We start from the raw sequence: 19,983 nt of genomic DNA, 5'->3' as shown, positions 1-19,983 counted from the left end.
AAGAAAGAAGGGACGCCGAAGCGTCCCTTGCAGACTCTGACACCTGAGCGGTTGTACGGGCGGGCCCGACCACTGTTGTGCCGCGTTGGAGCGATGCAGTGATCAGGTGAGCGCAGGCTCCGCCTGGTGTGCGTCAACGCTCTCCATGCTCTCCATGATCCTGTCGTGAGAAGCGGCAGCCGCCAGCGCATCGTTCTCCGCCTGGATCCGTCCGAGCTCGGATTCCAGGTCCTGGACGCGCTGCTGGAGCCGTCGCATCTCGGCGAGGAGTCGCGGGTCGGAGCCGCCGACGTAACCGAGAAGCGCCTTTGCCATGATGGATGGTCCTCCACAATGAGTGACCGACCGAAGCGGTGTGGGTCGTGAGGGGAATCGCACCCGCGGTGCTTGGCACTTTGGAGTTTTTCCTGCCGTTCAACCATGCCAAACAGCTAAGGTGCGCGGGGCTTTCAGCGTCTCACCAAAAAGTTTGACGGTCAACACGATCACGCCCCGTATTGACGGGCGCCCGGGGGCACGCGGCCTGTGAACGGCGACGCGGCGACTCCTGCGGGCCCCTGGGGGCGTGGCGATCATCCTGCGTGCGGAGCCTGCCATGTGACGCCGTTCTTGGCAACCACCTGGTCCTTTTCGCCTCGGGCACCCCTGGGGAGCCGCTCCCGCGGAAGGATCCGGGGCCCGTGCGCGACGCCGTGTCAGCGGATGGCGAAGCCCTCGTAGCCGCCGCGGGGTGTGTCCCAGATCTCGGTGACACCGTGCACGCGCCCGGGCGTGTCGTCGCCGCGGAGCCAGTCGAGCAGGCCCTCGCACCGCTCGCGCGGGCCCTCCGCCACGACCTGGACGCGCCCGTCGGCCAGATTGAGAGCAAAACCACTCATCCCGCCGAGTTCCAACGCCCTGGCCCGGGTGAACCAGCGGAAACCCACGCCCTGGACCTGTCCGCGCACCCACGCGACCAGCCGTACATCCTCACTCATGGGGGCAAGCTAACCAGTCAATGTCTCGCCGGACACTTCACCCCCTTGCGCCATGCGGTACCGTCCCCACCCAATGAATCGCACCTGAAACTCACTCGAACGTGTGAGTTGCGTGTTGATCGTGCGGACACGTCGGCCGCGAGGAGTCGACCGCGAGCGACGTCCGGCGCGAGACACGTCCAGCGCGAGGACGAGGAAGGCCAGAACATGGGACGCCACCGACGCTCCGCCGCCGGCCGCGCCGCCACGGGCCGTGCCGCGGAGGACCACCGCACGGACGGCACCACGGGAAGGGGCGGCACCGAGCCGGCCCCGGGCGACCGCCCCACGATGGGGATCGCGCCCTACCTGAACCCGGAGGCGTACGCCGAGGTCCGGGCGCGCAGTGACGCCTACCTGTTCGCGTCCGAGGGCCCCGACGGCGACGGAGGCGACGGCCCCCCGCAGGCGGGCCGCACCGTCCCCTTCCCGAGCGACGGCTTCGCCCCCGACGAGGGGCCGCAGCGCGCGGGGAACCACCGCCGCCGCAAGAGGAAGGGCGTCACCCCGGTCCGCACGGGCCTGCTCGGCGTCTCCGCCGCGGTCGCCCTCGGCACGGTGGCGGTGGCCACCGGCGCGGTTCCCGGCCTCGACAACTACCGGATCGGCGGCGGGACGAGCAGCGACGGGGGCGGCCGGGTGCAGGCCCAGGACGCGCCGACGAACACGCCGTCCGAGCAGGGCGGCACCTCCGGCAGCGCCGAGGCCGGCCGGGACGGCGGCGCCGCGAGCCGGGGCACCGACCGCTCCCCGGCGCCCGCCTCCCCGCCCTCGGGCTCCACGTCCCCCTCCGCACCGTCCGGGTCCTCTTCCTCGCCGTCCTCCCCCTCCGCGTCGGCGACCCAGCCCGCCGCTCCGGCCGGGACACCGTCGAAGACGGAGAGGCAACGGTCCACGCCGGACACCGAGGCGAAGCCCACGCCGTCGCGCCCGGCGGGGGTGAAGCCGGCGCAGCCCAGCACGCCGGCCACCGCGTCGGACGAAGCCGTCGCCCAGGCCCAGGTGCTCAAGCTCGTCAACGACGAGCGGGCCAAGGTGGGCTGCAGCCCGGTGGCCGCGAACAGCGCGCTGCGCGAACTGGCCGAGGACTTCAGCGCGGCCATGGCCGCTGAGGGCTTCTTCGACCACACCGACCCCAGCGGAGCGACCCCCTGGGACCGGGCCGAGGCGGCCGGGATAACCGACCTCGGCGGCGAGAACATAGCCCGCGGCCAGGCCGACGCCCAGGCCGTGATGGACGCCTGGATGGACAGCCCCGGCCACAAGGCCAACATCCTCAACTGCGACTTCCGCACCCTGGGCGTCGGAGTCCACTTCGGCTCCGGCGGCCCCTGGTGGACGCAGAACTTCGGCTACTGAGATAACCCCAGGTCAGACGGCTAGGCGCCCTCGTGGGCCGTGTCCGGGCCGTCAGCGGCGGCTTCCCCGTCCGAGAAAACGCGGTCCACGGCGGCCCGGGTCCGGGTCCCGCTCGACGGCATCAGGTGCGTGTACGTCCGCAGGGTGAAGCCGGGGTCGTGGTGTCCCAGGTACTCGCTGAGAGCCTTGATGCTCTCCCCCGCGTCCAGCAGGACCGAGGCGTAGAAGTGCCGCAAGGCGTGCATGCCGTTGTCCCGACCGGTCTCGACACTCGCGGCCCGAAGCGCCGGCCGCCAGACGCGATCGTTGAAGCGGTTCCGGTCGAGCGGCAGCCCGGCAGGCCCAGTGAAGATGAGCGATGCCGTGACCGGCGGTCCGTCGAGGTTCTTCCAGGGAAGCGTGATCCGCGTCGCGGGGTGGCGCTTGAGGTGAGCAGCCAGGGCGAAGGCAACGGACTGCGGCAGAGGCACGTCACGTTCCTTGCCGCCCTTCGGCGGAGCGAACACCGGCCGGTGCTGCCGCAGTAGCTTGACCTGCCGCACTACGTGGACCACTCCCCCGAGGAAGTCGACGTCTTCCACGGCCAGGCCGAAAACCTCCCCCTGACGTAGTCCGCATCCGGCAGCGACGTTGACGAGCGCCTGATAGCGGTCCGGCAAGGCCGAGCGCACCTCCATGATCCGCTCAGCAGGCCACGGCTTGACCTTGCGAGGTTCCAGACGCGGCGCCCGCACGGACCGAGCGCTGCACGGGTTGGCGCGGATGATCCGGTCTTCCACGGCGGCGGTGAACACCGTGGACACGTGGGCGAAGATGCCGCGCCGGTACCCGGCGGAGAGCCCACGGTCCTCCAGCGTCCGCAGCCAGACGCGCAGATGGGACGGGGTGAAGGACGCCAGAGGCCGCGTGCCCAGGTACGGGATCGCGTGGAGTCGGAGACGGCTCTCCACCGCCTCACGAGTCAGGGGGTCAGTGATCTGCGACGCCATCCACTCAGTGGCGTACTGCTCGAACGTGACCTTTCCAGCGCCGGGGTCCACGTAGTCCCCGCGCGACATGTCGGCCTCGATGTTGGCCAACCACTGCTCCGCCTTGCGCTTCTGCTTGTCAGGGAAGCTCTTGGACTTCTCGGAGCCGTCGGGGCCGACGTACCGGGCGCGATAGCGCAGGCCGACGCCGAAGCGGTCGGTCTTGACCTTGACGGTCTTACCGTCGGTGCCGGTCTCGACCTTGTACCAGCGGTCTTGGACGTGTCCGGCCATCAGGCTGCCTCTTCCATCTGGGACTCGACCCAGACGCGGACGTCTTCAGGGTCGAAGCGAAGGTGCCGGCCGACGCGGAAGCCGCGCGGTCCGGTCTGCTTGCGGCGCCACTGGTAGACGGTCTCGACGGGGACGCCGAGGAGGTCGGCCAGGTCGACGGGGGTCAGGTAGCGGTCGGGCAGCGAGCGCTTCATGCCCACACCTCCATGTCGTCCATGTCGTGCAGGTCGGCGAGTGCTTCGCGTGCTGTCTCGCGGTTCAGGCGCAGGTCTCGGGCGATGCTGGCGGCCAGCCAGGACTCGCCGGGGCTGTGTCCCTGTCCGGCGTACGTCCAGTGGGCAAGGACGAGCGTGGAGCCGTCGGTGTCGTCGAGGTCTTCGGAGAGCCCGCGTTCGCGACGCTCCTGCCGGGCGCGGTAGTCGGCGCGGGTCTGGCGCAGGGCGCCGAGGGTGGTGGAGTAGCGGCGGGACTTGGTGGAGAAGTGCCCGCGGAAGCCGAGCATGTGAGCCCACCGGGCCAGCAGCCGGTCAGGGTAGGCGGCATCGAGCAGGCAGCAGGCTTCGATCAGCCGCCGCGTGTGCGCGGGCAGGTCGAGGCGGTCGAGTTCGCTCAGCTCCCCGATGCGGCGGTCAACAGTGCCGGTGGTCTCGGCGGCTTTGGTGGCGTACTTGGCGACGTACGAAGCAACGGCTTGTTCGGTCAGTTCCTCATGGCCCAGGGCGCCGATGGGCTGCACGTCGACCTGCGTTCCCCAACGCAGGGTGCGGGCGGGGAAGTCCCCGGCGGCCGGGACCGGCACGGCGACGCGGGCGGCGGCGGCCCGGATCGCGGCATCCAGGAGAGCGACAGTGGCCCACGCCGGCGGGGAGGTGTCGGGGCCGTCCGGGCCGTCGAGGCGCACCACGGCGTGGAAGTGGACGGCACCGCGTTTCTGGAACTCGGCGACCTTGCCGAAAGAGACCCGGCACTCCTCGCGCAGGGCGGCTTGGGCGATGCCCGCGCGGGCGGCGATCTCGCGGCGCAGGTAGATGGTGAAGCGGCGCCACAGGTCCCCGGCATGGTTGTTCCACAGCACCGCCCCGGCGTAGTCGTAGCGCTCCGGGTCCAGGGCCGTACCCAGGGCGGGGTCCGTCTCGGCGTGCTGGGCACCGCAGCGACAGTGCCGGGAGGCGGGCCGGTTGTGGACCGGGCCGAAGGAGGGCGCGGTGAGGGTGGCGAAGACGCGCGGGTGATCCCGCACGGTGACGGGAACGTCCTTGCCCTCATCCCCGGTGATCCCGGCGCGGATCAGGTGGTAGGTGTCCCCGGCGTAGGTCCAGGCGCAGGCGGGGCAGCGGGAGGCACGGCGGTTGCCGCAGGCCACCCGGAGGCGTCCGCCCGGCTCCTGCTCGGTGCTGTAGGAGTAGAGGACGTCGCCGGTCTTGGCGTCACGAGTGACCGTCGAGCCTTGCAGGTGGATCGGGTTGGTGCAGCCGCCCGTGCGGCGGATCTGCTCGCGCCAGCGGTCGAAGCCCGGAGCGTTGGCGACCCGCAGGAGATCAGCGAGGGTCAGGGGGTCGGTGCCCACGGCCGACGCCATGTCAGCGACGGCAGCCGTGGGGACAGGGAGGTGCGTCACGCGGCCACCGCCCGCAGGTGAGTGGTGGCGGGCCGGGTCGGGGTGGCCGTGGCGTAGAGGTGATCGAGGGTGGCCAGGTAGCCGCCGACCATCGGGGCCGGACCCAGGCGGCGCAGGTGCAGGACCGGAGCCAGAGCTGGGGTGAGCCCGTCGATCGGCGTCGTGACGAGCAGGTCATCATCTGCGCGCATCACGTCGGCCCGCAGACCGGGGTGCGTGGACAGGCGCAGGCCGGGGGCCGTCAGCAGCGAGGGGAACACGTCGTCCAGTCCGGTGACCGGTCCGGCCGGGTTCTCGGGGGTGACGATGCGGACGCGGACGCCGGCGGATGCTTTGTCGGCCAGCAGGGTCGGCAGGTCCCAGACCGCGTCGGCCAGGAACAGCAGGTTGGACACCGCCAGGTCGATCACCGTCGTCGCGTTGGCCAGGGTCGAGCGCCACAGACCGTAGGGGACGGTGGAGCGCATCGGGTAGCAGGCGACGACCTCCTCCTGCGCGGTCGGGGCGGAGCGGTGACGCTCGCCGAGCTTGGGCCACAGGTGGTAGGCGTCAGCGCCGAGAAGCTTGGCGGCGGCTTCCGCGTTGCGGGCGTGCGGCGTCCGCTGCGAGTTCAGCCAGCGGTCGACCGACTTGGGGTCGACGCCGAGGTGACCGGCCAGGCCCTCGATCGTGACGTTCGCGGCGACCATGGCGGCACGCAGCCGCTCATTCCCGGTGATCGTTGCGGCGCTCATGCGGCCACCGCCCCAGCGAGCGAAGCCAGGGGCTGGCCCGTCTCCCAGACGAACGGCACGGCCACCGGGCAGCGCTCCCGACCGTGGACCAGGACGCCGATGCCGTCCACGTTGATCCAGTCGAGTCCTCCCGACGCGCCGCAGGCCCAGCACGGCGAAGGGACGACCACAGCGTCTTCACGGCGGGACAGCGAGGCGGTTAACCGCGCCGGGTGCGAGCCAACAGGCATCACGGGCATGATGGGACTTCCCTTCGAGGGAGCCAGGGGCGGCGGTTCTTCTTGGCGGTTGAGGCGCCGTCCCTGGGCAGGCTTCGGTGGTGCCGGATCTCTCATTCATGCGGTGCTACATCCCTAAGGTTCCCTAGGGCACCTTAGGGTGTCAAGCGGTACGCTAGGGAAGTAGCCACTGAGACAAGGGAGCTGACGCAATGGCCGACCAGGCAGACAATCGAGCGCCCTATGCGCAGATTGCCGCCCACTACGCGGAGCTGATCACGTCCGGCGAACTCCAGCCGGGCTCGCTTCTGCCGAGCATCAAGAACCTCTCGCAGGAGTGGAGCGTCAGCGCCGCGACAGCCGAGAAGGCGCTGCGGAAGTTGCGCAATGAGGGCCTTGTCCGGGGTATCCACGGAATCGGGACCGAGGTCCTGGACCGTCCCGCCCCTATGTCCTCCGGGTCTCAGCGCCAGGACCGAGGCCGCCGCACCGGGTCCAGTTGGGGGACCGGCGAACGGTCCGACTCGCATCAGGCTTCGGTGGTGCCGGCGCCCGCAGACGTGGCGCAAGCGCTGGACATCAAGCCCGGCTCGAACGTGATCCGGCGAAGCCGGGTCTACCGCGACCGACACGGCATCGTCGCGCACTCGACTTCATGGATTCCCGTCCGGTACGGAGAGCTGATCCCCCAGCTCACGAGCAGCGAGCGACTGACCGGGGGAACGTCGCTGCAACTCATCGCACAGGCAACCGGTCGCCCGATCACGCACCGGTTCGATACCGCGTCGGCTCGACTGCTCACCTCCGAGGACGCGAAGCTGTTGGAGCTGGACCCCGAGCAGGCCCCGCGGGACCCGGTGGTCGTCATGACTGCGAGGTTCGTAGACAGTGAAGGCGCCGTCGTTGAATACGGCGTCGACCTCGGCGGCCCCGGACGTACGTGGCAGACGGAATCGGAAGTCACCCAGTGACCAGCACTCGCCAACCGTTCTGCGTCCTCATGGCCGGACTCCCCGGCTCAGGGAAGACCACTCTGGCCCGTGCCCTCACGGCCCGTGGCTTCCTCAGACTCTGCCCGGACGAAGAGATGTTCCGCCGACATGGGGTGTACGGGGTCGACTTCCCCCGAGGGACGTTCCCGACCCTTGAGCGGCCAATCCTCGAGGAGACCTCCGTCCAGCTCCGCGAACAGCTCCAGGCCGGTCGCGATGTGGTGGTCGACCATGGCTTCTGGACGCCGGAAGACCGTGCTCACTGGCGTTCGGTGGCAGCCGAAAGTGGCGCGGTCTCGGTCGTGGTCTACCTCGAGGCAAGCCACGAGGAACTGTGGTCCCGCGTGAGCAAGCGCAATGCGCGGCACGAGGACGACCCGAACTCGATCTTCTTCGCCGAGAGCGACCTGATCCGCTACCGCAAGCGATTCGTGGCCCCGAAGCCCGACGAACCTCACCTTGTCTACGACGGGGACCCCGAGTCTGTTCTGAAGACCCTGCAAGCAGAGAACGACCGCCCATAGGCGGGAGCCACAAGGCCACCAAGGCACGAGTTACAGGTTTCTCTACCTCATCAAGCACCCGTCGTCGCTTCGCTCCTCCGGGCGGGCGCGGGCGGCCGGCGGCGCCCGCGCTCATGTCTCCGCCCCGCTCGGCACCGCCGGCCGCCCGCCCCCGCCCAAGAGGCAGGCACACGGGCATGAGGTCAGAACACGTCGTGGCTGGGGCGGTCGGCTCCACGGCTTTAGGCAGCCACTTTGGGGCGAGCCTCTAAGATCTTGGCCCCAACGTCGTGCTTTAACGGGCAGGTCAACAGACTGCCCGACTCGCCGGAAGCTTACGGGGCCAAGATCACTCGCCCCAAAGCAGCTCCAGCCCAAAGCCGCTCCGCCGACCGCGCGCATGGGGCGCCTCGCCGAGACTAAAAGTCAAGACCTGGCAAAGAATGGGGACTTCACCCTCGCCGATCTGGTGACCCGGGCTACGCTCCGTGACCGTAGGTCAGCATAGCGACGGAGCGTAGCCCGGGTCACCAGATCGGCGACCGCAAGTAACTACGCTCCGTTAAAACCGCAGGTCAGGCTAGACGGTGACGAGATCCCGGTTGGCCGCTCCACCAAAGTAGCGCGAGTGCGTCTTCCTCAACCCTTCAAGCGAAGATCCAGTGAGGACGACGATCTCGATGTCCTGACCCCTCAGTTCCCTCTCAAGCTGGAACCTAGCGCGCAGCGCCGCTCGGGCCTCAGACGCAGGGAACTCTTGCCGGACGTCCGTTTCGCCTGTGTGGCGGTTGTAGGCAAGCAGGAAGTGCTTCAGATCCCTCATGTAACCGACCTCCCCTTGACGTCTTCGATCTCCTGCAAGATTTCCCGCAGCGCCACCAGCACTGAGTCAAGGTGGGCCAGGCTAGCTTCCCGTTCGCGACCGGAGATGACGCTTGCAGCAACGTCCCTCTCCAACCCATACAGAGTAGCCGAGAACTTCTCCATGCTGGCGATGATGTCTGTCACCGCCTTGTCACCGTACTCCGGAGGTTCCCCGTACCTGATGCCCCGACCGAAGATGTCAGCCATGCGCTCGAAGACGTTCGCCCATAGGTCTTGCCCAACCGTACGGATCTGAACCTCGACGTACCTACCACTGAGGGAGATGATCACGTGAAGGGCTCTGTAACCGACCATGGGGTCCTCGCGGCGATCCTTGATCGAGCACTTGTGTCCCTGGTGCTCGAAGCGCTCCACCACTAGATCCGCAAGGCGATCCTGCTCCGTTAGAGTGAGCCGGCCCGAGACGCGAATGCCTGCGATGTCCTGTATTCGAGCGAGATTCGTACTCGACCCGCGCGCCTTCGCTCGCTGAAGCTTCTGGATCAGGGTGTCAGTCGTCTTAAGACGGTGCGTGACACCTAGCGGCCACTCAACGATGTCGCACAGCTCATCGATGATTCCGCGAGCTGACGTCAGCAGCTCGCTGTAGTCGACTAGGAGATCCTCAAGGAGGGTCAGATCCTCCTCTGACACCGCTTCAGGTAGCTCAAGCCGCTTGCCAAGCTTCTGCACAGCCGAGTTGGACATGGGCATCGCACCAAGATAGATGAGAGACACCTGTCCCGGCCGTCTATTCGCTGCTGCTTAGTAGCCCCACTCTGGGCCGTCTCCGGGCCGTACGAGGGCGCACAAGGGCAACCAACGCTGACAACCGTTGACGGCTCAACAGCAGGTCACAGCGTTGATCGCGTACAAAGCCGCATGTCAAAGAGGTGCTCCCGCACTTCTTCGGCTACTGAGACATCCCCGGGCCACGGACCCGCACCGCCCGGGCCCGCCCGGTCCTCCGGCGCGTCCCGGCATGTCTGCCGTCAGGCGTGGGCCTCCCTGTGCATGCCCGTGCACAGGGCCCAGACGACGAAGAGGTTGACGGCGACCAGGGTCAGGGCCCAGAGCGGGTAGTACGGGACCCAGAGGAAGTTGGCGATCGCGCCGAGCCCTGCCACGAACACGCCGAGGAAGCGGGCCCACAGCGCGCCGCCGAGCACGGCGCACCCGGCGACCACGATGACGATGCCGAGGATCAGGTGCACCCAGCCCCAGCCCGCGAGACTGAACTCGAACACGTAGTGGCGCGTCGCGACGAACAGGTCGTCCTCCGCGATGGCGGCGATCCCTTCGAAGATCGCCATCGCGCCACCGAAGATCATCAATGCTGCGGCGAGAACGGTCGTCCCCGAGACGGGGGCGTGCCCGGGCCGTGGGCCGGCTCCGGCGGTTGCTGATGGGGCGGCGTCACGGGGCATGGTGGACTCCTCGGGCCCTCGGGAGGCGGGGCCGTCCGGCCGGCTGAAGGCTCACAGCCGGGCGGCGTTCTCTCAGCGTGGCACGGCCGCGCTCCCCCGGCATTCCGGACACCGACCGCACGTCCACGGGCCCTGTCCCCCGCTCAGCGCAACCCGCGGCACAGCGCTGCGCTCACGTACGCTTTGTCGTATGTCGACCACGCAGGAGCGCACGGGAGAGCAGGACCTGCCGTTCGACGTGTTCTCCAGGGCCTGTCCCTCGCGCGGCACCCTGGAGCACGTCACGGGCCGTTGGGGCGCGCTGACGCTCGGCGCGCTGTTCGAGGGCACCCTGCGCTTCAACGAGTTGCGGCGCCGCGTCGACGGCGTCAGCGAGAAGATGCTGGCCCAGACGCTGCACGCCCTGGAGCGTGACGGCCTGGTGCACCGCGAGGCCCAGCCGACCAATCCGCCCCGCGTGGACTACGAGCTCACGGACCTGGGGCGTACGGTGGCCGAGCGGCTGATCGCGCTCATCCAGTGCCTGGAGGGGCGGATGGACGAGGTGCTGGCCTCGCGGGAGCGGTACGACGCCCGGCGGACCCCTACAGGATGATCCTCGGCGGACGCTGGCACTTCGGGCAGAAGTAGCTGGAGCGGTTCATCCACGGCCGGCGGCGCATCGGTGTCGCGCAGCGACGGCACGGCAGACCCTCCCGGCCGTACGCGTCGAGCGACCGGTCGAAGTAGCCGGACTCGCCGTTCACGTTGACGTAGAGGCTGTCGAAGCTGGTGCCGCCGACGGCGAGGGCCGCGTTCATCACGTCCCGGACGTGGCCGAGGAGTTCGGTGGTACGGGGGCGGGTGAAGGTCGCCGTGGGGCGTTCGTAGTGCAGGCGGGAACGCCACAGGGCCTCGTCCGCGTAGATGTTGCCGACGCCGCTGATGAGCGACTGGTCGAGCAGCGCCCGTTTGATGGTGGTCCGCTTGCGGCGCAGCGCCAGGTGGAAAGCTTCGTCGTCGAAGAGCGGGTCGAGGGGGTCGCGGGCGATGTGCGCGATGACGTCGGGCAGCCCGTCGGACGTGGTCTCGTGCAGGGAGAGGCCGCCGAAGGTGCGCTGGTCGACGAAGCGGAGTTCGGTGCCGAGGGAGTCGGTGAAGCGGACGCGGACGCGCAGGTGCTTCTCGACGGGGGTCTCGTGCGGCTGGACCAGCAGCTGGCCGCTCATCCCGAGGTGCGCGAGGACCGCCTGACCGGTGTCCTCCAGCGGCAGCCACAGGTACTTGCCGCGGCGGCTCGGCGTGCCGATGCGGTGGCCCTCCAGGCGGTGGGCGAAGTCGTCGGGGCCGGCGATGTGCCGGCGTACCGCGCGCGGGTGCAGCACCTCGGCGTCGGCGACGGTGCGGTGGGCGATCCAGCGCTCCAGGCCGCGCCGTACGACCTCGACCTCGGGCAACTCGGGCATGGCATCCCCTCGGACGGTCCGGTGGACGAACCGAACGCCCGCCCCGGGTGAGGGGCGGGCGTTCGGGACGTGCCGTGCAACAGGTGGAACTGACGGGTCAGGCGGAGGCCGACGGGGCGTCTGCGCTTGGCAGGTCCGCCGCTTCGGCAACCGACTGGGCCACCGTCGCCTTGGCGCGCTCGTCCGCCGCGGCCCGGATGGCCCGCCACGCGGATTCCGCGGCCTGCTGCTCCGCCTCCTTCTTGCTGCGGCCGGTGCCGGTGCCGTACGAGACGCCTCCGACGCGGGCGGCAGCAGTGAAGGTCTTCTCGTGGTCCGGGCCGGTCTCCGTGACCAGGTACTCGGGGACACCGAGCCCTTCGGTCGCGGTGAGTTCCTGGAGGCTGGTCTTCCAGTCCAGGCCGGCGCCGAGGTTCGAGGACTTCTCGATCAGCGGGTCGAACAGGCGGTGCACCAGTTCGGAGGCCGCGTCGAGGCCCTGATCGAGATAGACCGCGCCGATCACCGCTTCGAGGGTGTCGGCGAGGATCGATGCCTTGTCCCGGCCGCCCGTGCCCTCTTCACCCCGGCCGAGCCGGATGAAGGAGCCCAGGTCGAGCCCGCGGCCCACCTCCGCCAGCGCACGCGAGTTGACCACCGCGGCCCGCAACTTGGCCAGCTGGCCTTCGGGCAGGTCGGGGTGGGTGCGGTACAGCGTGTCCGTGACGACGAGGCCGAGGACGGAGTCACCGAGGAACTCCAGCCGCTCGTTCGTCGGCAGACCGCCGTTCTCGTACGCGTAGGAACGGTGGGTCAGCGCACGCACCAGAAGGGCGGACTCGAGCTGATAGCCGAGCCGCCCTTCCAGAAGCGTGTGGGACGAGGCCTGGGTGTCCGCCTTCTTCTTGGCGGGTGGGTCCGCCTTGGCGTCTTCCGCCTTCTTGGGGACTGACACAGTGCCTCTCACCAGCCGCTCAGACCTCGAGGACCTGGCGCTTGTTGTAAGTGCCGCAAGACGGGCACGCGATGTGCTGCTGCTTGGGCTCGTGGCAGCGCTCGCACGCAACCAGGGTGGGGACCGCAGCCTTCCACTGCGACCGGCGGTGGCGCGTGTTGCTGCGCGACATCTTCCGCTTCGGAACAGCCACGGCTACTTCTCCTGCTTCTCGGCGGCGTCCGCGGATTCTGGCCCGTCGCCGCTCATCTCGTCCTTCTCGCCGTCTTCGAGTGAACCGGCGAGTCCCTGCAATGCCGCCCAACGGATGTCGACGGCGTCATGGTGGTGGTCCGGGTCGTCCGACAGGCGCACTCCGCACTCGGAGCACAGACCCTGGCAGTCTTCCTGGCACACCGGCTGCATCGGCAGTGCGAGCACCACCGCGTCACGCAGCACGGGTTCGAGGCCGATCAGTCCGTCCTCGATGAAGAGCCTGTCCTCGTCGTCCTCGGCGTCGTCGCCCGGTTCCGCCGCAGGGCGGCCCCGGTCGTCGGCGTCAGGGTACGAGAACAGCTCCTGGAAGTCCGCTTCGAGCTGCTGCTCGAGCGGCTCCAGACACCTTACGCACTCCCCCTCGGCCTTGGCACGGGCGGTGCCTGTGACGAGCACCCCTTCCATGACCGACTCGAGCCGGAGATCGAGTTCCACCGGAGCGCCTTCCGGCACTCCGATGACTCCCTGGAGGCCGAGGTCCCGGGGAGCGTCGACCGTGCGGGTCAGGCGCTGCAGCGCACCGGGCCGCCGTCCCAGCTCGTGCGTGTCGAACACGAGGGGGTCGCGGTGGTCGAGGCGCGCGTTCAGAACCATTCCTGCTTTCGGTCTTTCCTTGCTGGGGGGTGCCGCCCTGAGGTGTTCCCGGGCAGCGTCGATCGCGGACGTACACGCGACCGAAGAGCCAGGATACTGGACCATGCGCTGTCGGCCCAATCCGGACCCCTGCGGCCGACGCCCCTAGAGACCGCGTCCTTGCTCGTAGGCCCGCAACTGCTCGGCGCTGATCATGCTGGTGTCGAAGAGGCTGGTCTCGTCGAGGGCCTGCGGCTGAGCCTGAGGAGGCTGCGGGGGTTGCTGCGGCTGCTGGGGCTGGGCGTAGCCCTGCTGCCCGTCGTACGCCTGCTGGTGGGCTTCGTAGCCCTGGTAGGCATAGGCGTCGGTCTGCTGCTGGTAGCCGTACGGGTCCTGCTGGCCGCCGTAGGTCTGCTGGTAGTCCGCGTACGGGTCGGGCTGCTGCTGCGCGTAGCCGTACGCGGGCTGCTGCGCCGGCATCTCCGGCACGGCCTGGGCCGCCGCCGGCTGCTGCTCGCCGTACTCGCGCTGCCGGGGCTGCTCGGCGGGGGCGTCCGAGAGGGCCGCGAGGCCGGCGAGGTAGTCGGCGTCGCTGGAGTGCTGGACGGTGGTGGCGTCGTCGGCGAGGGCACCGAGGTCGTCGCTGGCGATCCGGCCGTGCAGCTTCTGGCGGCCGCGGCCGACGGCGTCCAGGGTCTTGGCCAGCACCGCCTCGAAGGCGCCGAGCTTGGTGTCCACGTAGGTGTCGGCGTCTCGGCGCAGGGTCTCCGGGTCGTGGCTGCGCTCGGGGGCGTCCTCGTCCTCGTAGCCGTTCTCGTCGAGGCCGGGTCCGGTGCCGAGCAGCTTCTCGCGGCCGCGGCCGACGGAGCCGAGGGTCTTGGTGAGGACCACCTCGAAGTTGGCGAGCTTGGAGTCGACGTAGTCGTCGGCCTCGGCGCGGACCTCCTCGGCCTCCTGGCGGGCCTCGGCGAGGATCCGGTCGGCCTCGGCCTGGGAGCGGCGGGCGACCTCGGTGTCGGAGATCAGCGAACCGCGCTCGGCGTGCGCGCTCTCGATGATCCGGTCGGCCTCCTGGCGGGCCTGGGCGACCATGTGCTCGCGGTCGCCGATCAGCTCCTGGGCCTGGGCGAGGGAGCCGGGCAGCTCGGCGCGCAGGTCCTCCAGCAGGGAGAGCAGTTCGGCGCGGTTGACCACGCACGAGGCCGACATGGGCATGGCGCGGGCGCCGGAGACCATCGCCGTGATCTCGTCGAGCTTCTTCTGCACGTCCACCGTGTGCTCGCCACTCTCTACAGCTGTGTTGGAGACGGACGGGACGACTGTACGACCCTGGGGTCTCCCGGGGACACCGGGTGACGGGTTGTCAGCCCCCGGGACCCGCGAGAGGTGCGCCCGGGTCCCGTGCGGGGCGCTCTCAGTCCTTCTTCAGGCGCTCGGTGAGGACGTCGAGGACCAGCGGCGGGACCAGGTGGGAGACGTCGCCGCCCCAAGTGGCGACCTCCTTGACCAGGGAGGACGACAGGAAGCTGTAGGTGGGGTTGGTCGGTATGAAGAGGGTCTCCACGCCCGAGAGGCCGTTGTTCATCTGAGCCATCTGCAGCTCGTAGTCGAAGTCGCTGACCGCGCGCAGGCCCTTGACGATGGCGGGGATCTCGCGCTGCTTGCAGAAGTCGACGAGGAGGCCGTGGAAGGACTCCACGCGCACGTTCCCGTACTCGGCGGTGACCTGGCGGATGAGGTCGATCCGCTCCTCGATCTCGAACAGGCCCTTCTTGGCCTGGTTGATCATCACCGCGACGTAGACCTCGTCGTAGAGGCTGGAGGCACGGGCGATGATGTCGAGATGTCCGTTGGTGATCGGGTCGAACGACCCGGGACAGACGGCGCGGCGCACTTGAGTTCCCTCGCTCTCCGGTGTCATCGTGCGTCTTCGCACGTAGAGGCGGCGCGACCGTACCAAAACGTTCCCTCGCCGTAGCGACGGGCCCGGATCGCTTCGAAGCCGTCCGGCCACCGGAAATCGCCGCCCCTGGTGCTGCGCTCCACGGTGACGAGCGCGTCCCCGGTGAGCCACCCCTCCGTACGGAGTGTGAGGAGGATCTCCCGAAGATCGTCGTCGGAGACGGCGTACGGCGGGTCCAGGAAGACGATGTCGTACGGCTCGGCGGGGGCCGGGGTACGGATGATCTGTTCCGCTCTGCCCGCCCGGACCTCGGCGCCGGGCAGGCCGATCGCCTTCACGTTCTCCCGGACGGTGCGGGCGGCGCGGGCGTCGGCCTCGACGAGCAGGACGTGCCCCGCGCCCCGGGACAGCGCCTCCAGGCCGACGGCACCGGACCCGGCGTACAGGTCGATGACCCGCTCGCCGTCCAGCGGGCCGCCGAGCAGGGACTGCCAGGTGGAGAAGAGGCCCTCGCGCGCGCGGTCGGAGGTGGGCCGGGTGCCGGTCCCCGGCGGGACGGCCAGGCGACGTCCGCCGGCGATGCCGGCGATCACGCGGGTCATCTTGGGTCCTTGGTCGTGGGGTGTGTGTTCCTGGGTGTGTGTTCCGTTCAGTCTGGCAGGCGAGAGGGGTGGGTGGCTCGTGCTGCGCGGCGGGCTCGGGTCCGTCGCGGCCGGTCGGGCGGTGCCCGCGTCGCTCGGGGCGGGAGCCTTCAGCCCTTTTCCAGGTACTGCTCCCGCTCCTCGTCCAGCAGGGCGTCCAGGGCCGTCCGGAGGGCGGGCAGGCCGGTCAGCTCCGGGTCGGCGGCCACCACCGCCGCCGCTTCCTCCCTCGCCTCGGCGATGATCTCCTCGTCCTCGATGACGGCGAGAACCCGCAGCGAGGTGCGGGCGCCGGACTGGGCCTGCCCGAGGACGTCCCCCTCGCGGCGCTGTTCGAGGTCGATGCGGGAGAGCTCGAAGCCGTCGAGGGTGCCGGCCACGGCGGCCAGGCGCTGGCGTGCCGGGCTCGCCTCGGGCATCTCGGTGACCAGCAGACACAGCCCGGGGGCCGAGCCCCGGCCGACGCGGCCGCGCAACTGGTGCAGCTGGGAGACTCCGAAGCGGTCGGCGTCCATGATCACCATCGCGGTGGCGTTGGGGACGTTGACGCCGACCTCGATCACGGTGGTGGCGACCAGGACGTCGGTCTCCCCGGCGCTGAAGCGGCGCATGACCGCGTCCTTGTCGTCGGGCTGCATGCGGCCGTGCAGGACCTCGACGCGCAGCCCCTGGAGCGGTCCCTTCGCCAGGTGCTCGGCGACGTCGAGGACGGCCAGCGGGGGCCGCTTCTCCGCGTCGCCGTCGGCGGGCCGCTCGGCGCCCTTCTTCGGTGCCTCGTCCTCGTCGCCGATGCGGGGGCAGACGACGTATCCCTGGTGGCCGCCCGACACCTCCTCGCGGACGCGTTCCCACGCGCGGGCCAGGAAGTGCGGCTTGTCGGCGGCCGGGACGACGTGGCTGGCGATCGGCGAGCGTCCGGCCGGGAGCTGGTCCAGGACGGAGGTCTCCAGGTCGCCGAAGACCGTCATCGCGACGGTGCGCGGGATCGGCGTGGCGGTCATGACGAGCAGGTGCGGGGGCTGCTTGCCCTTGCCGCGCAGGGCGTCGCGCTGCTCCACGCCGAAGCGGTGCTGCTCGTCGACGACGACCAGCCCCAGGTCGTGGAACTGCACCTTGTCCTCGATCAGCGCGTGCGTGCCGATGACGATGCCGGCCTCGCCGGTGGCCAGGTCGAGCAGGGCGTGGCGGCGGGCGGCGGCGCCCATCGAGCCGGTGAGCAGCACCACCTTGGTGGCGTGCTCCGCGCCGCCGAGCATGCCTCCCTCGGCCAGCTCGCCCATCATCTCGACGACCGACCGGTGGTGCTGCTGGGCGAGCACCTCGGTGGGCGCCAGCATCACGGCCTGTCCGCCCGCGTCGACGACGGCGAGCATGGCGCGCAGGGCCACCATCGTCTTTCCGGAGCCGACCTCTCCCTGGAGCAGCCGGTGCATCGGGTGGTCGGTGGCCAGGTCGTCGAAGATCTCCCGGGAGACCTTCTGCTGGCCGTCGGTCAGGGTGAAGGGGAGGCGGTCGTCGAAGGCGGTGAGCAGGCCGTCCGGACGGGGTCTGCGGGGGACGGCGGGGAGCTGGGTCTCGGCGTGGCGGCGGCGGGCCAGGGCGACCTGGAGGACGAAGGCCTCGTCCCACTTCAGGCGGGCGCGGGCGTCGTCGATGTCCGCCTTGGTGTGCGGGCGGTGGATCTTCAGGAGGGCCTCGGGGAGGGAGACCAGCGCCCGGCCCTCGCGCAGGGAGTCGGGGAGGGGGTCGAGGGCCTCCTGGGCGCTGGGCAGCACCGTCTGGACCGCCTTGCCGATCTTCCAGGACTCCAGCTTGGCGGTGGCCGGGTAGAGGGGGATGAGGGCGCCCGCCCAGGACTCGACGCTCTCGGCCGGATCGTCGTCGTCTCCGCCGCGCAGCAACTCGTACGCCGGATGGGCCAGTTGCAGCCGGCGGTTGAAGACGGAGACCTTGCCCGCGAACATCGCCCGGGTGCCCGGCAGGAGCTCCTTGTGCGGCTTGTGCACGCCGTTGCCGAAGAAGACCAGCTGGAGGCGGCCGTGGCCGTCCGTGATGGTCACTTCCAGGCGCTGTCCCTTGCCCCGCGGGGCCTTCGACGAGGCGAAGGTGTGCAGGCGGGCGTCGGCGACCTGGGCGACGACCGTGACGTGCTCGTCCATCGGCAGGTCGGCGAGGTGGGTGAGCTGGCCGCGCTCCTCGTATCTGCGGGGGTAGTGGTGGAGGAGGTCGCCGACGGTGTGCAGGCCGAGGTGCTCGGCCATCACCTTCGCGGTGGCGGGGCCGAGCACCTTCTTCAGGGGTTCTCGCAGTGCGGGCACGAGATCCATTGCACACCACGCCACTGACAATGACCTCGCACCTCCCCGCGAACGCCGGGGACGGGCCCGCTACTCCACGCCGATGAGCAGCGGCGCGCCCTGCCGGCCGCCCCGGTAGACCACGGTGTCGACGGCGAGGTACGCCTCCCGGACGCGGGCCTCCAGGTGGGCGGCGACGGTCTCGGGGGCCTCGTCGCCGAGGACGAGGGTGACCAGCTCGCCGCCGGCCGCGAGCATGCGGTCCAGGACGGTCACGGCGACCACCGTGACGTCCGCGCCGATCACGGCCACGTCACCGTCGACGAGGCCCAGCACGTCACCGGCCTGGCAGATGCCGGCCGTGGTCCAGGACTGCCGTTCGGCGACGGCGACCTCGGCGTAGCGGGTGGCGCCGGCCGCCGAGGTCATCGCCACCACGTCCTCGTCGAAGCGGCGCCCGGGCTCGTGCACGGCGAGCGCGGCGATGCCCTGGACGGCGGAGCGGGTCGGGATCAGGGCCACCCGGACGCCCTCGGTGCGCGCCTGTTCGGCCGCCGCGGCGGCGGTGTGGCGCAGCTCGACGTCGTTGGGCAGCAGCACGACCTCGCGCGCGTGCGCCCGCCGTACGGCCTGGACCAGCTCCCCGCTGGCGGGCGGCTCCCCCGGGCGCGCGAGGACGGTGGTCGCGCCGGCCCCGGCGTACAGCCCGGCGAGCCCCTCCCCCGGCACGACGGCCACCACCGCGCGCTGGGTGCGCTCCTGTGGCGGGCGCCCGCTCCCGGTGGTGTGCACGTCCCCGTGCCCGAAGTGGGTGATCCGGATGCGGTACGGCCGCCCGGCCTCGACGCCCGCCTCCACGGCGGCGCCCGCGTCGTCGACGTGCACGTGGACGTTCCACAGGCCGTCGCCGCCGACGACGACGAGGGAGTCCCCGAGGGCGTCGAGCCGCTGCCGCAGCCGTGCCACGGCCGCGTCCTCCGCCTCCAGCAGGTAGATCACCTCGAAGGCGGGTCCGTCCCCGGCGTCCTCCTCCGCGGCGCACTCGGCCGCGGCGGTTCCTCCGGCGCACTCGCCCGCGAGGGCTTCCCCGGCGTGCCCGCCCGCGGGGACCTCGGCGTCGTGCGTCACGCGCGCGAGCGGCGCGACGGCCGCTCCGGGGTCGGGTGTGCGGCCCGTGAACGTCTCCACCAGGGCCGCGAGGAGCGTCACGAGGCCGCGTCCGCCGGCGTCGACGACTCCGGCACGCCGCAGGACGGGCAGCCGGCCCGGGGTCTCGGCGAGCGCCCGGCCGGCGCCCTCGTAGGCGGCGCGGGCCACCTCCGCGCAGTCGCCCTCCGTCCCGTCGGCCGCGTCGGCGGCGGCCGAGGCGACGGTCAGGACGGTGCCCTCGACCGGGTGGGCCACGGCCTGCCGGGCGGATTCGGCCGCGTGCCGCAGGGCCAGACGCAGGCCCTGGCCGTCGGTGTGAGCGGCTTCACCCCGGGCGGTGAGCACCTGGGCCATGCCGCGCAGCAGCTGCGCGAGGATCGTCCCGGAGTTGCCCCGGGCGCCGATGAGCGCGCCGTGCGCCATGGCGCCCACGGTCTCGGGCAGCGAGGGTCCGTCGCCCGCCTCCCGCGCCCCGGCGTCCACCGCGTGCGCGGCGAAGACCGCCTCCACGGCGGCCACGGCCGACTCCACGGTCAGGTACAGGTTGGTGCCGGTGTCCCCGTCGGCGACCGGGTAGACGTTGATCGCGTCGATCTCCTCGCGCGCCCGCCCGAGTGCCTCCAGCGAGAGACCGCACCAGGTGCGTACCGCCAGAGCGTCGAAGAACCTCTGCGGCACCTGCGCCACCTGCGCCTCCCTGAGCTGCTGGACGTGGTCGGCAGCGTAGACCTTCGCGGGGGTCCGGCCGGTGGAGGGCCGGGGCCGGCCCCCTGAGCTGCCGTGGTAGTTTCGT

At 70.6% G+C, this 19,983-nt stretch carries 23 protein-coding genes; 4 read left to right on the top strand and 19 right to left on the bottom strand.

Features of this window, described 5'->3' with window-relative positions:
• Positions 1-102 precede the first annotated feature (102 nt).
• Both ACGF5T_RS24135 and ACGF5T_RS24130 read right to left on the bottom strand, forming a co-directional pair.
• Entirely contained in the window at positions 103-315 is a 213-nt protein-coding gene (locus tag ACGF5T_RS24135) for a hypothetical protein (RefSeq protein WP_003973418.1), read from the bottom strand.
• A gap of 380 nt (positions 316-695) precedes the next feature.
• Positions 696-977 (bottom strand): acylphosphatase, encoded by a 282-nt coding sequence (locus ACGF5T_RS24130; RefSeq protein ID WP_366767354.1) that lies wholly within the window; start codon positions 975-977, stop codon positions 696-698.
• A 207-nt stretch (positions 978-1,184) separates the two neighbouring features.
• Here ACGF5T_RS24130 and ACGF5T_RS24125 point away from each other — a divergent pair, with 207 nt between their 5' ends.
• The gene (locus tag ACGF5T_RS24125) at positions 1,185-2,375 is read left to right on the top strand and encodes a CAP domain-containing protein (RefSeq protein WP_366767353.1); all 1,191 of its coding nucleotides are present in this window, start codon (positions 1,185-1,187) and stop codon (positions 2,373-2,375) included.
• 20 nt (positions 2,376-2,395) lie between these two features.
• On the opposite strand, the gene ACGF5T_RS24120 is transcribed toward ACGF5T_RS24125, so the two are convergent.
• From ACGF5T_RS24120 to ACGF5T_RS24100, 5 genes are read right to left on the bottom strand one after another with little or no spacing between them, the layout of a single operon-like run.
• Complete coding sequence (locus tag ACGF5T_RS24120) at positions 2,396-3,637, bottom strand: site-specific integrase (RefSeq protein ID WP_366767352.1); 1,242 nt, start codon at positions 3,635-3,637, stop codon at positions 2,396-2,398.
• Entirely contained in the window at positions 3,637-3,831 is a 195-nt protein-coding gene (locus tag ACGF5T_RS24115; RefSeq protein WP_365420006.1) for a helix-turn-helix domain-containing protein, read from the bottom strand. The genes ACGF5T_RS24120 and ACGF5T_RS24115 overlap by 1 nt, the downstream gene beginning before the upstream one ends.
• Positions 3,828-5,216, bottom strand: coding sequence for a replication initiator protein RepSA (gene repSA / locus ACGF5T_RS24110; RefSeq protein WP_366767351.1), 1,389 nt, complete (start codon positions 5,214-5,216; stop codon positions 3,828-3,830). Before repSA ends, ACGF5T_RS24115 begins: the two co-directional genes overlap by 4 nt.
• 35 nt (positions 5,217-5,251) lie before the next feature.
• Entirely contained in the window at positions 5,252-5,989 is a 738-nt protein-coding gene (locus ACGF5T_RS24105; protein WP_366767350.1) for a helix-turn-helix transcriptional regulator, read from the bottom strand.
• A complete protein-coding gene (locus ACGF5T_RS24100) occupies positions 5,986-6,159 on the bottom strand; it encodes a hypothetical protein (RefSeq protein ID WP_366767349.1) in 174 nt (57 codons plus the stop codon). Before ACGF5T_RS24100 ends, ACGF5T_RS24105 begins: the two co-directional genes overlap by 4 nt.
• A 260-nt stretch (positions 6,160-6,419) precedes the next feature.
• Here ACGF5T_RS24100 and ACGF5T_RS24095 point away from each other — a divergent pair, with 260 nt between their 5' ends.
• Positions 6,420-7,178: a GntR family transcriptional regulator gene (locus ACGF5T_RS24095; RefSeq protein WP_366767348.1), complete on the top strand. Its 759-nt coding sequence runs from the start codon at positions 6,420-6,422 to the stop codon at positions 7,176-7,178.
• Complete coding sequence (locus tag ACGF5T_RS24090; protein WP_366767347.1) at positions 7,175-7,723, top strand: ATP-binding protein; 549 nt, start codon at positions 7,175-7,177, stop codon at positions 7,721-7,723. The genes ACGF5T_RS24095 and ACGF5T_RS24090 overlap by 4 nt, the downstream gene beginning before the upstream one ends.
• A gap of 559 nt (positions 7,724-8,282) precedes the next feature.
• Here ACGF5T_RS24090 and ACGF5T_RS24085 read toward each other — a convergent pair.
• From ACGF5T_RS24085 to ACGF5T_RS24075, 3 genes are all read right to left on the bottom strand, one after another.
• The gene (locus ACGF5T_RS24085) at positions 8,283-8,525 is read right to left on the bottom strand and encodes a hypothetical protein (RefSeq protein WP_366767346.1); all 243 of its coding nucleotides are present in this window, start codon (positions 8,523-8,525) and stop codon (positions 8,283-8,285) included.
• Entirely contained in the window at positions 8,522-9,280 is a 759-nt protein-coding gene (locus ACGF5T_RS24080; RefSeq protein ID WP_366767345.1) for a hypothetical protein, read from the bottom strand. Before ACGF5T_RS24080 ends, ACGF5T_RS24085 begins: the two co-directional genes overlap by 4 nt.
• 278 nt (positions 9,281-9,558) lie before the next feature.
• Entirely contained in the window at positions 9,559-9,897 is a 339-nt protein-coding gene (locus ACGF5T_RS24075; RefSeq protein WP_356610564.1) for a hypothetical protein, read from the bottom strand.
• Between the two features lie 286 nt (positions 9,898-10,183).
• Here ACGF5T_RS24075 and ACGF5T_RS24070 point away from each other — a divergent pair, with 286 nt between their 5' ends.
• Positions 10,184-10,588 carry a helix-turn-helix domain-containing protein gene (locus tag ACGF5T_RS24070; RefSeq protein WP_356610552.1) on the top strand — a complete coding sequence of 135 codons (405 nt, stop codon included), beginning with the start codon at positions 10,184-10,186 and terminating at the stop codon, positions 10,586-10,588.
• Here the strand turns inward: ACGF5T_RS24070 and mutM are convergent.
• From mutM to ACGF5T_RS24025, 9 genes are all read right to left on the bottom strand, one after another.
• The gene (mutM, locus tag ACGF5T_RS24065) at positions 10,578-11,438 is read right to left on the bottom strand and encodes a bifunctional DNA-formamidopyrimidine glycosylase/DNA-(apurinic or apyrimidinic site) lyase (protein WP_366767344.1); all 861 of its coding nucleotides are present in this window, start codon (positions 11,436-11,438) and stop codon (positions 10,578-10,580) included. The genes ACGF5T_RS24070 and mutM overlap by 11 nt on opposite strands.
• Before the next feature lie 97 nt (positions 11,439-11,535).
• Positions 11,536-12,384 (bottom strand): ribonuclease III, encoded by an 849-nt coding sequence (rnc, locus tag ACGF5T_RS24060; protein WP_356610550.1) that lies wholly within the window; start codon positions 12,382-12,384, stop codon positions 11,536-11,538.
• A gap of 7 nt (positions 12,385-12,391) precedes the next feature.
• Positions 12,392-12,565, bottom strand: a complete 174-nt coding sequence (rpmF, locus tag ACGF5T_RS24055) for a 50S ribosomal protein L32 (RefSeq protein ID WP_003951102.1) — start codon at positions 12,563-12,565, stop codon at positions 12,392-12,394.
• Between the two features lie 2 nt (positions 12,566-12,567).
• Positions 12,568-13,221, bottom strand: coding sequence for a YceD family protein (locus ACGF5T_RS24050; protein ID WP_356610549.1), 654 nt, complete (start codon positions 13,219-13,221; stop codon positions 12,568-12,570).
• A 144-nt stretch (positions 13,222-13,365) separates the two neighbouring features.
• On the bottom strand, positions 13,366-14,472 hold the full coding sequence (locus tag ACGF5T_RS24045; protein WP_356610548.1) for a cell division initiation protein: 1,107 nt from the start codon (positions 14,470-14,472) through the stop codon (positions 13,366-13,368).
• Between the two features lie 142 nt (positions 14,473-14,614).
• On the bottom strand, positions 14,615-15,094 hold the full coding sequence (gene coaD / locus ACGF5T_RS24040; protein WP_356610547.1) for a pantetheine-phosphate adenylyltransferase: 480 nt from the start codon (positions 15,092-15,094) through the stop codon (positions 14,615-14,617).
• Positions 15,095-15,117: 23 nt separating this feature from the next.
• Positions 15,118-15,756 (bottom strand): 16S rRNA (guanine(966)-N(2))-methyltransferase RsmD, encoded by a 639-nt coding sequence (gene rsmD / locus ACGF5T_RS24035; protein WP_356610563.1) that lies wholly within the window; start codon positions 15,754-15,756, stop codon positions 15,118-15,120.
• 98 nt (positions 15,757-15,854) lie between these two features.
• Positions 15,855-18,071 (bottom strand): ATP-dependent DNA helicase RecG, encoded by a 2,217-nt coding sequence (gene recG / locus ACGF5T_RS24030; protein ID WP_356610546.1) that lies wholly within the window; start codon positions 18,069-18,071, stop codon positions 15,855-15,857.
• A 60-nt stretch (positions 18,072-18,131) separates the two neighbouring features.
• Positions 18,132-19,877, bottom strand: coding sequence for a DAK2 domain-containing protein (locus tag ACGF5T_RS24025; RefSeq protein WP_366767343.1), 1,746 nt, complete (start codon positions 19,875-19,877; stop codon positions 18,132-18,134).
• Positions 19,878-19,983: the final 106 nt, after the last annotated feature.

Source organism: Streptomyces sp. NPDC047853 (assembly GCF_043204535.1).
Lineage (GTDB): Bacteria > Actinomycetota > Actinomycetes > Streptomycetales > Streptomycetaceae > Streptomyces.
The sequence above is the reverse complement of the archived record's forward strand: the minus strand, read 5'-3'. Positions and strand labels throughout refer to the sequence as shown.

Bases quoted from the DNA above. Each gene is read 5' to 3' on its own strand.
- ACGF5T_RS24135 (WP_003973418.1), bottom strand. From the start codon at position 315: ATGGCAAAGGCGCTTCTCGGTTACGTCGGCGGCTCCGACCCGCGACTC.
- ACGF5T_RS24130 (WP_366767354.1), bottom strand. From the start codon at position 977: ATGAGTGAGGATGTACGGCTGGTCGCGTGGGTGCGCGGACAGGTCCAG.
- ACGF5T_RS24125 (WP_366767353.1), top strand. From the start codon at position 1,185: ATGGGACGCCACCGACGCTCCGCCGCCGGCCGCGCCGCCACGGGCCGT.
- ACGF5T_RS24120 (WP_366767352.1), bottom strand. From the start codon at position 3,637: ATGGCCGGACACGTCCAAGACCGCTGGTACAAGGTCGAGACCGGCACC.
- ACGF5T_RS24115 (WP_365420006.1), bottom strand. From the start codon at position 3,831: ATGAAGCGCTCGCTGCCCGACCGCTACCTGACCCCCGTCGACCTGGCC.
- repSA (WP_366767351.1), bottom strand. From the start codon at position 5,216: ATGGCGTCGGCCGTGGGCACCGACCCCCTGACCCTCGCTGATCTCCTG.
- ACGF5T_RS24105 (WP_366767350.1), bottom strand. From the start codon at position 5,989: ATGAGCGCCGCAACGATCACCGGGAATGAGCGGCTGCGTGCCGCCATG.
- ACGF5T_RS24095 (WP_366767348.1), top strand. From the start codon at position 6,420: ATGGCCGACCAGGCAGACAATCGAGCGCCCTATGCGCAGATTGCCGCC.
- ACGF5T_RS24085 (WP_366767346.1), bottom strand. From the start codon at position 8,525: ATGAGGGATCTGAAGCACTTCCTGCTTGCCTACAACCGCCACACAGGC.
- ACGF5T_RS24080 (WP_366767345.1), bottom strand. From the start codon at position 9,280: ATGCCCATGTCCAACTCGGCTGTGCAGAAGCTTGGCAAGCGGCTTGAG.
- ACGF5T_RS24075 (WP_356610564.1), bottom strand. From the start codon at position 9,897: ATGATCTTCGGTGGCGCGATGGCGATCTTCGAAGGGATCGCCGCCATC.
- ACGF5T_RS24070 (WP_356610552.1), top strand. From the start codon at position 10,184: ATGTCGACCACGCAGGAGCGCACGGGAGAGCAGGACCTGCCGTTCGAC.
- mutM (WP_366767344.1), bottom strand. From the start codon at position 11,438: ATGCCCGAGTTGCCCGAGGTCGAGGTCGTACGGCGCGGCCTGGAGCGC.
- ACGF5T_RS24050 (WP_356610549.1), bottom strand. From the start codon at position 13,221: ATGGTTCTGAACGCGCGCCTCGACCACCGCGACCCCCTCGTGTTCGAC.
- recG (WP_356610546.1), bottom strand. From the start codon at position 18,071: ATGGATCTCGTGCCCGCACTGCGAGAACCCCTGAAGAAGGTGCTCGGC.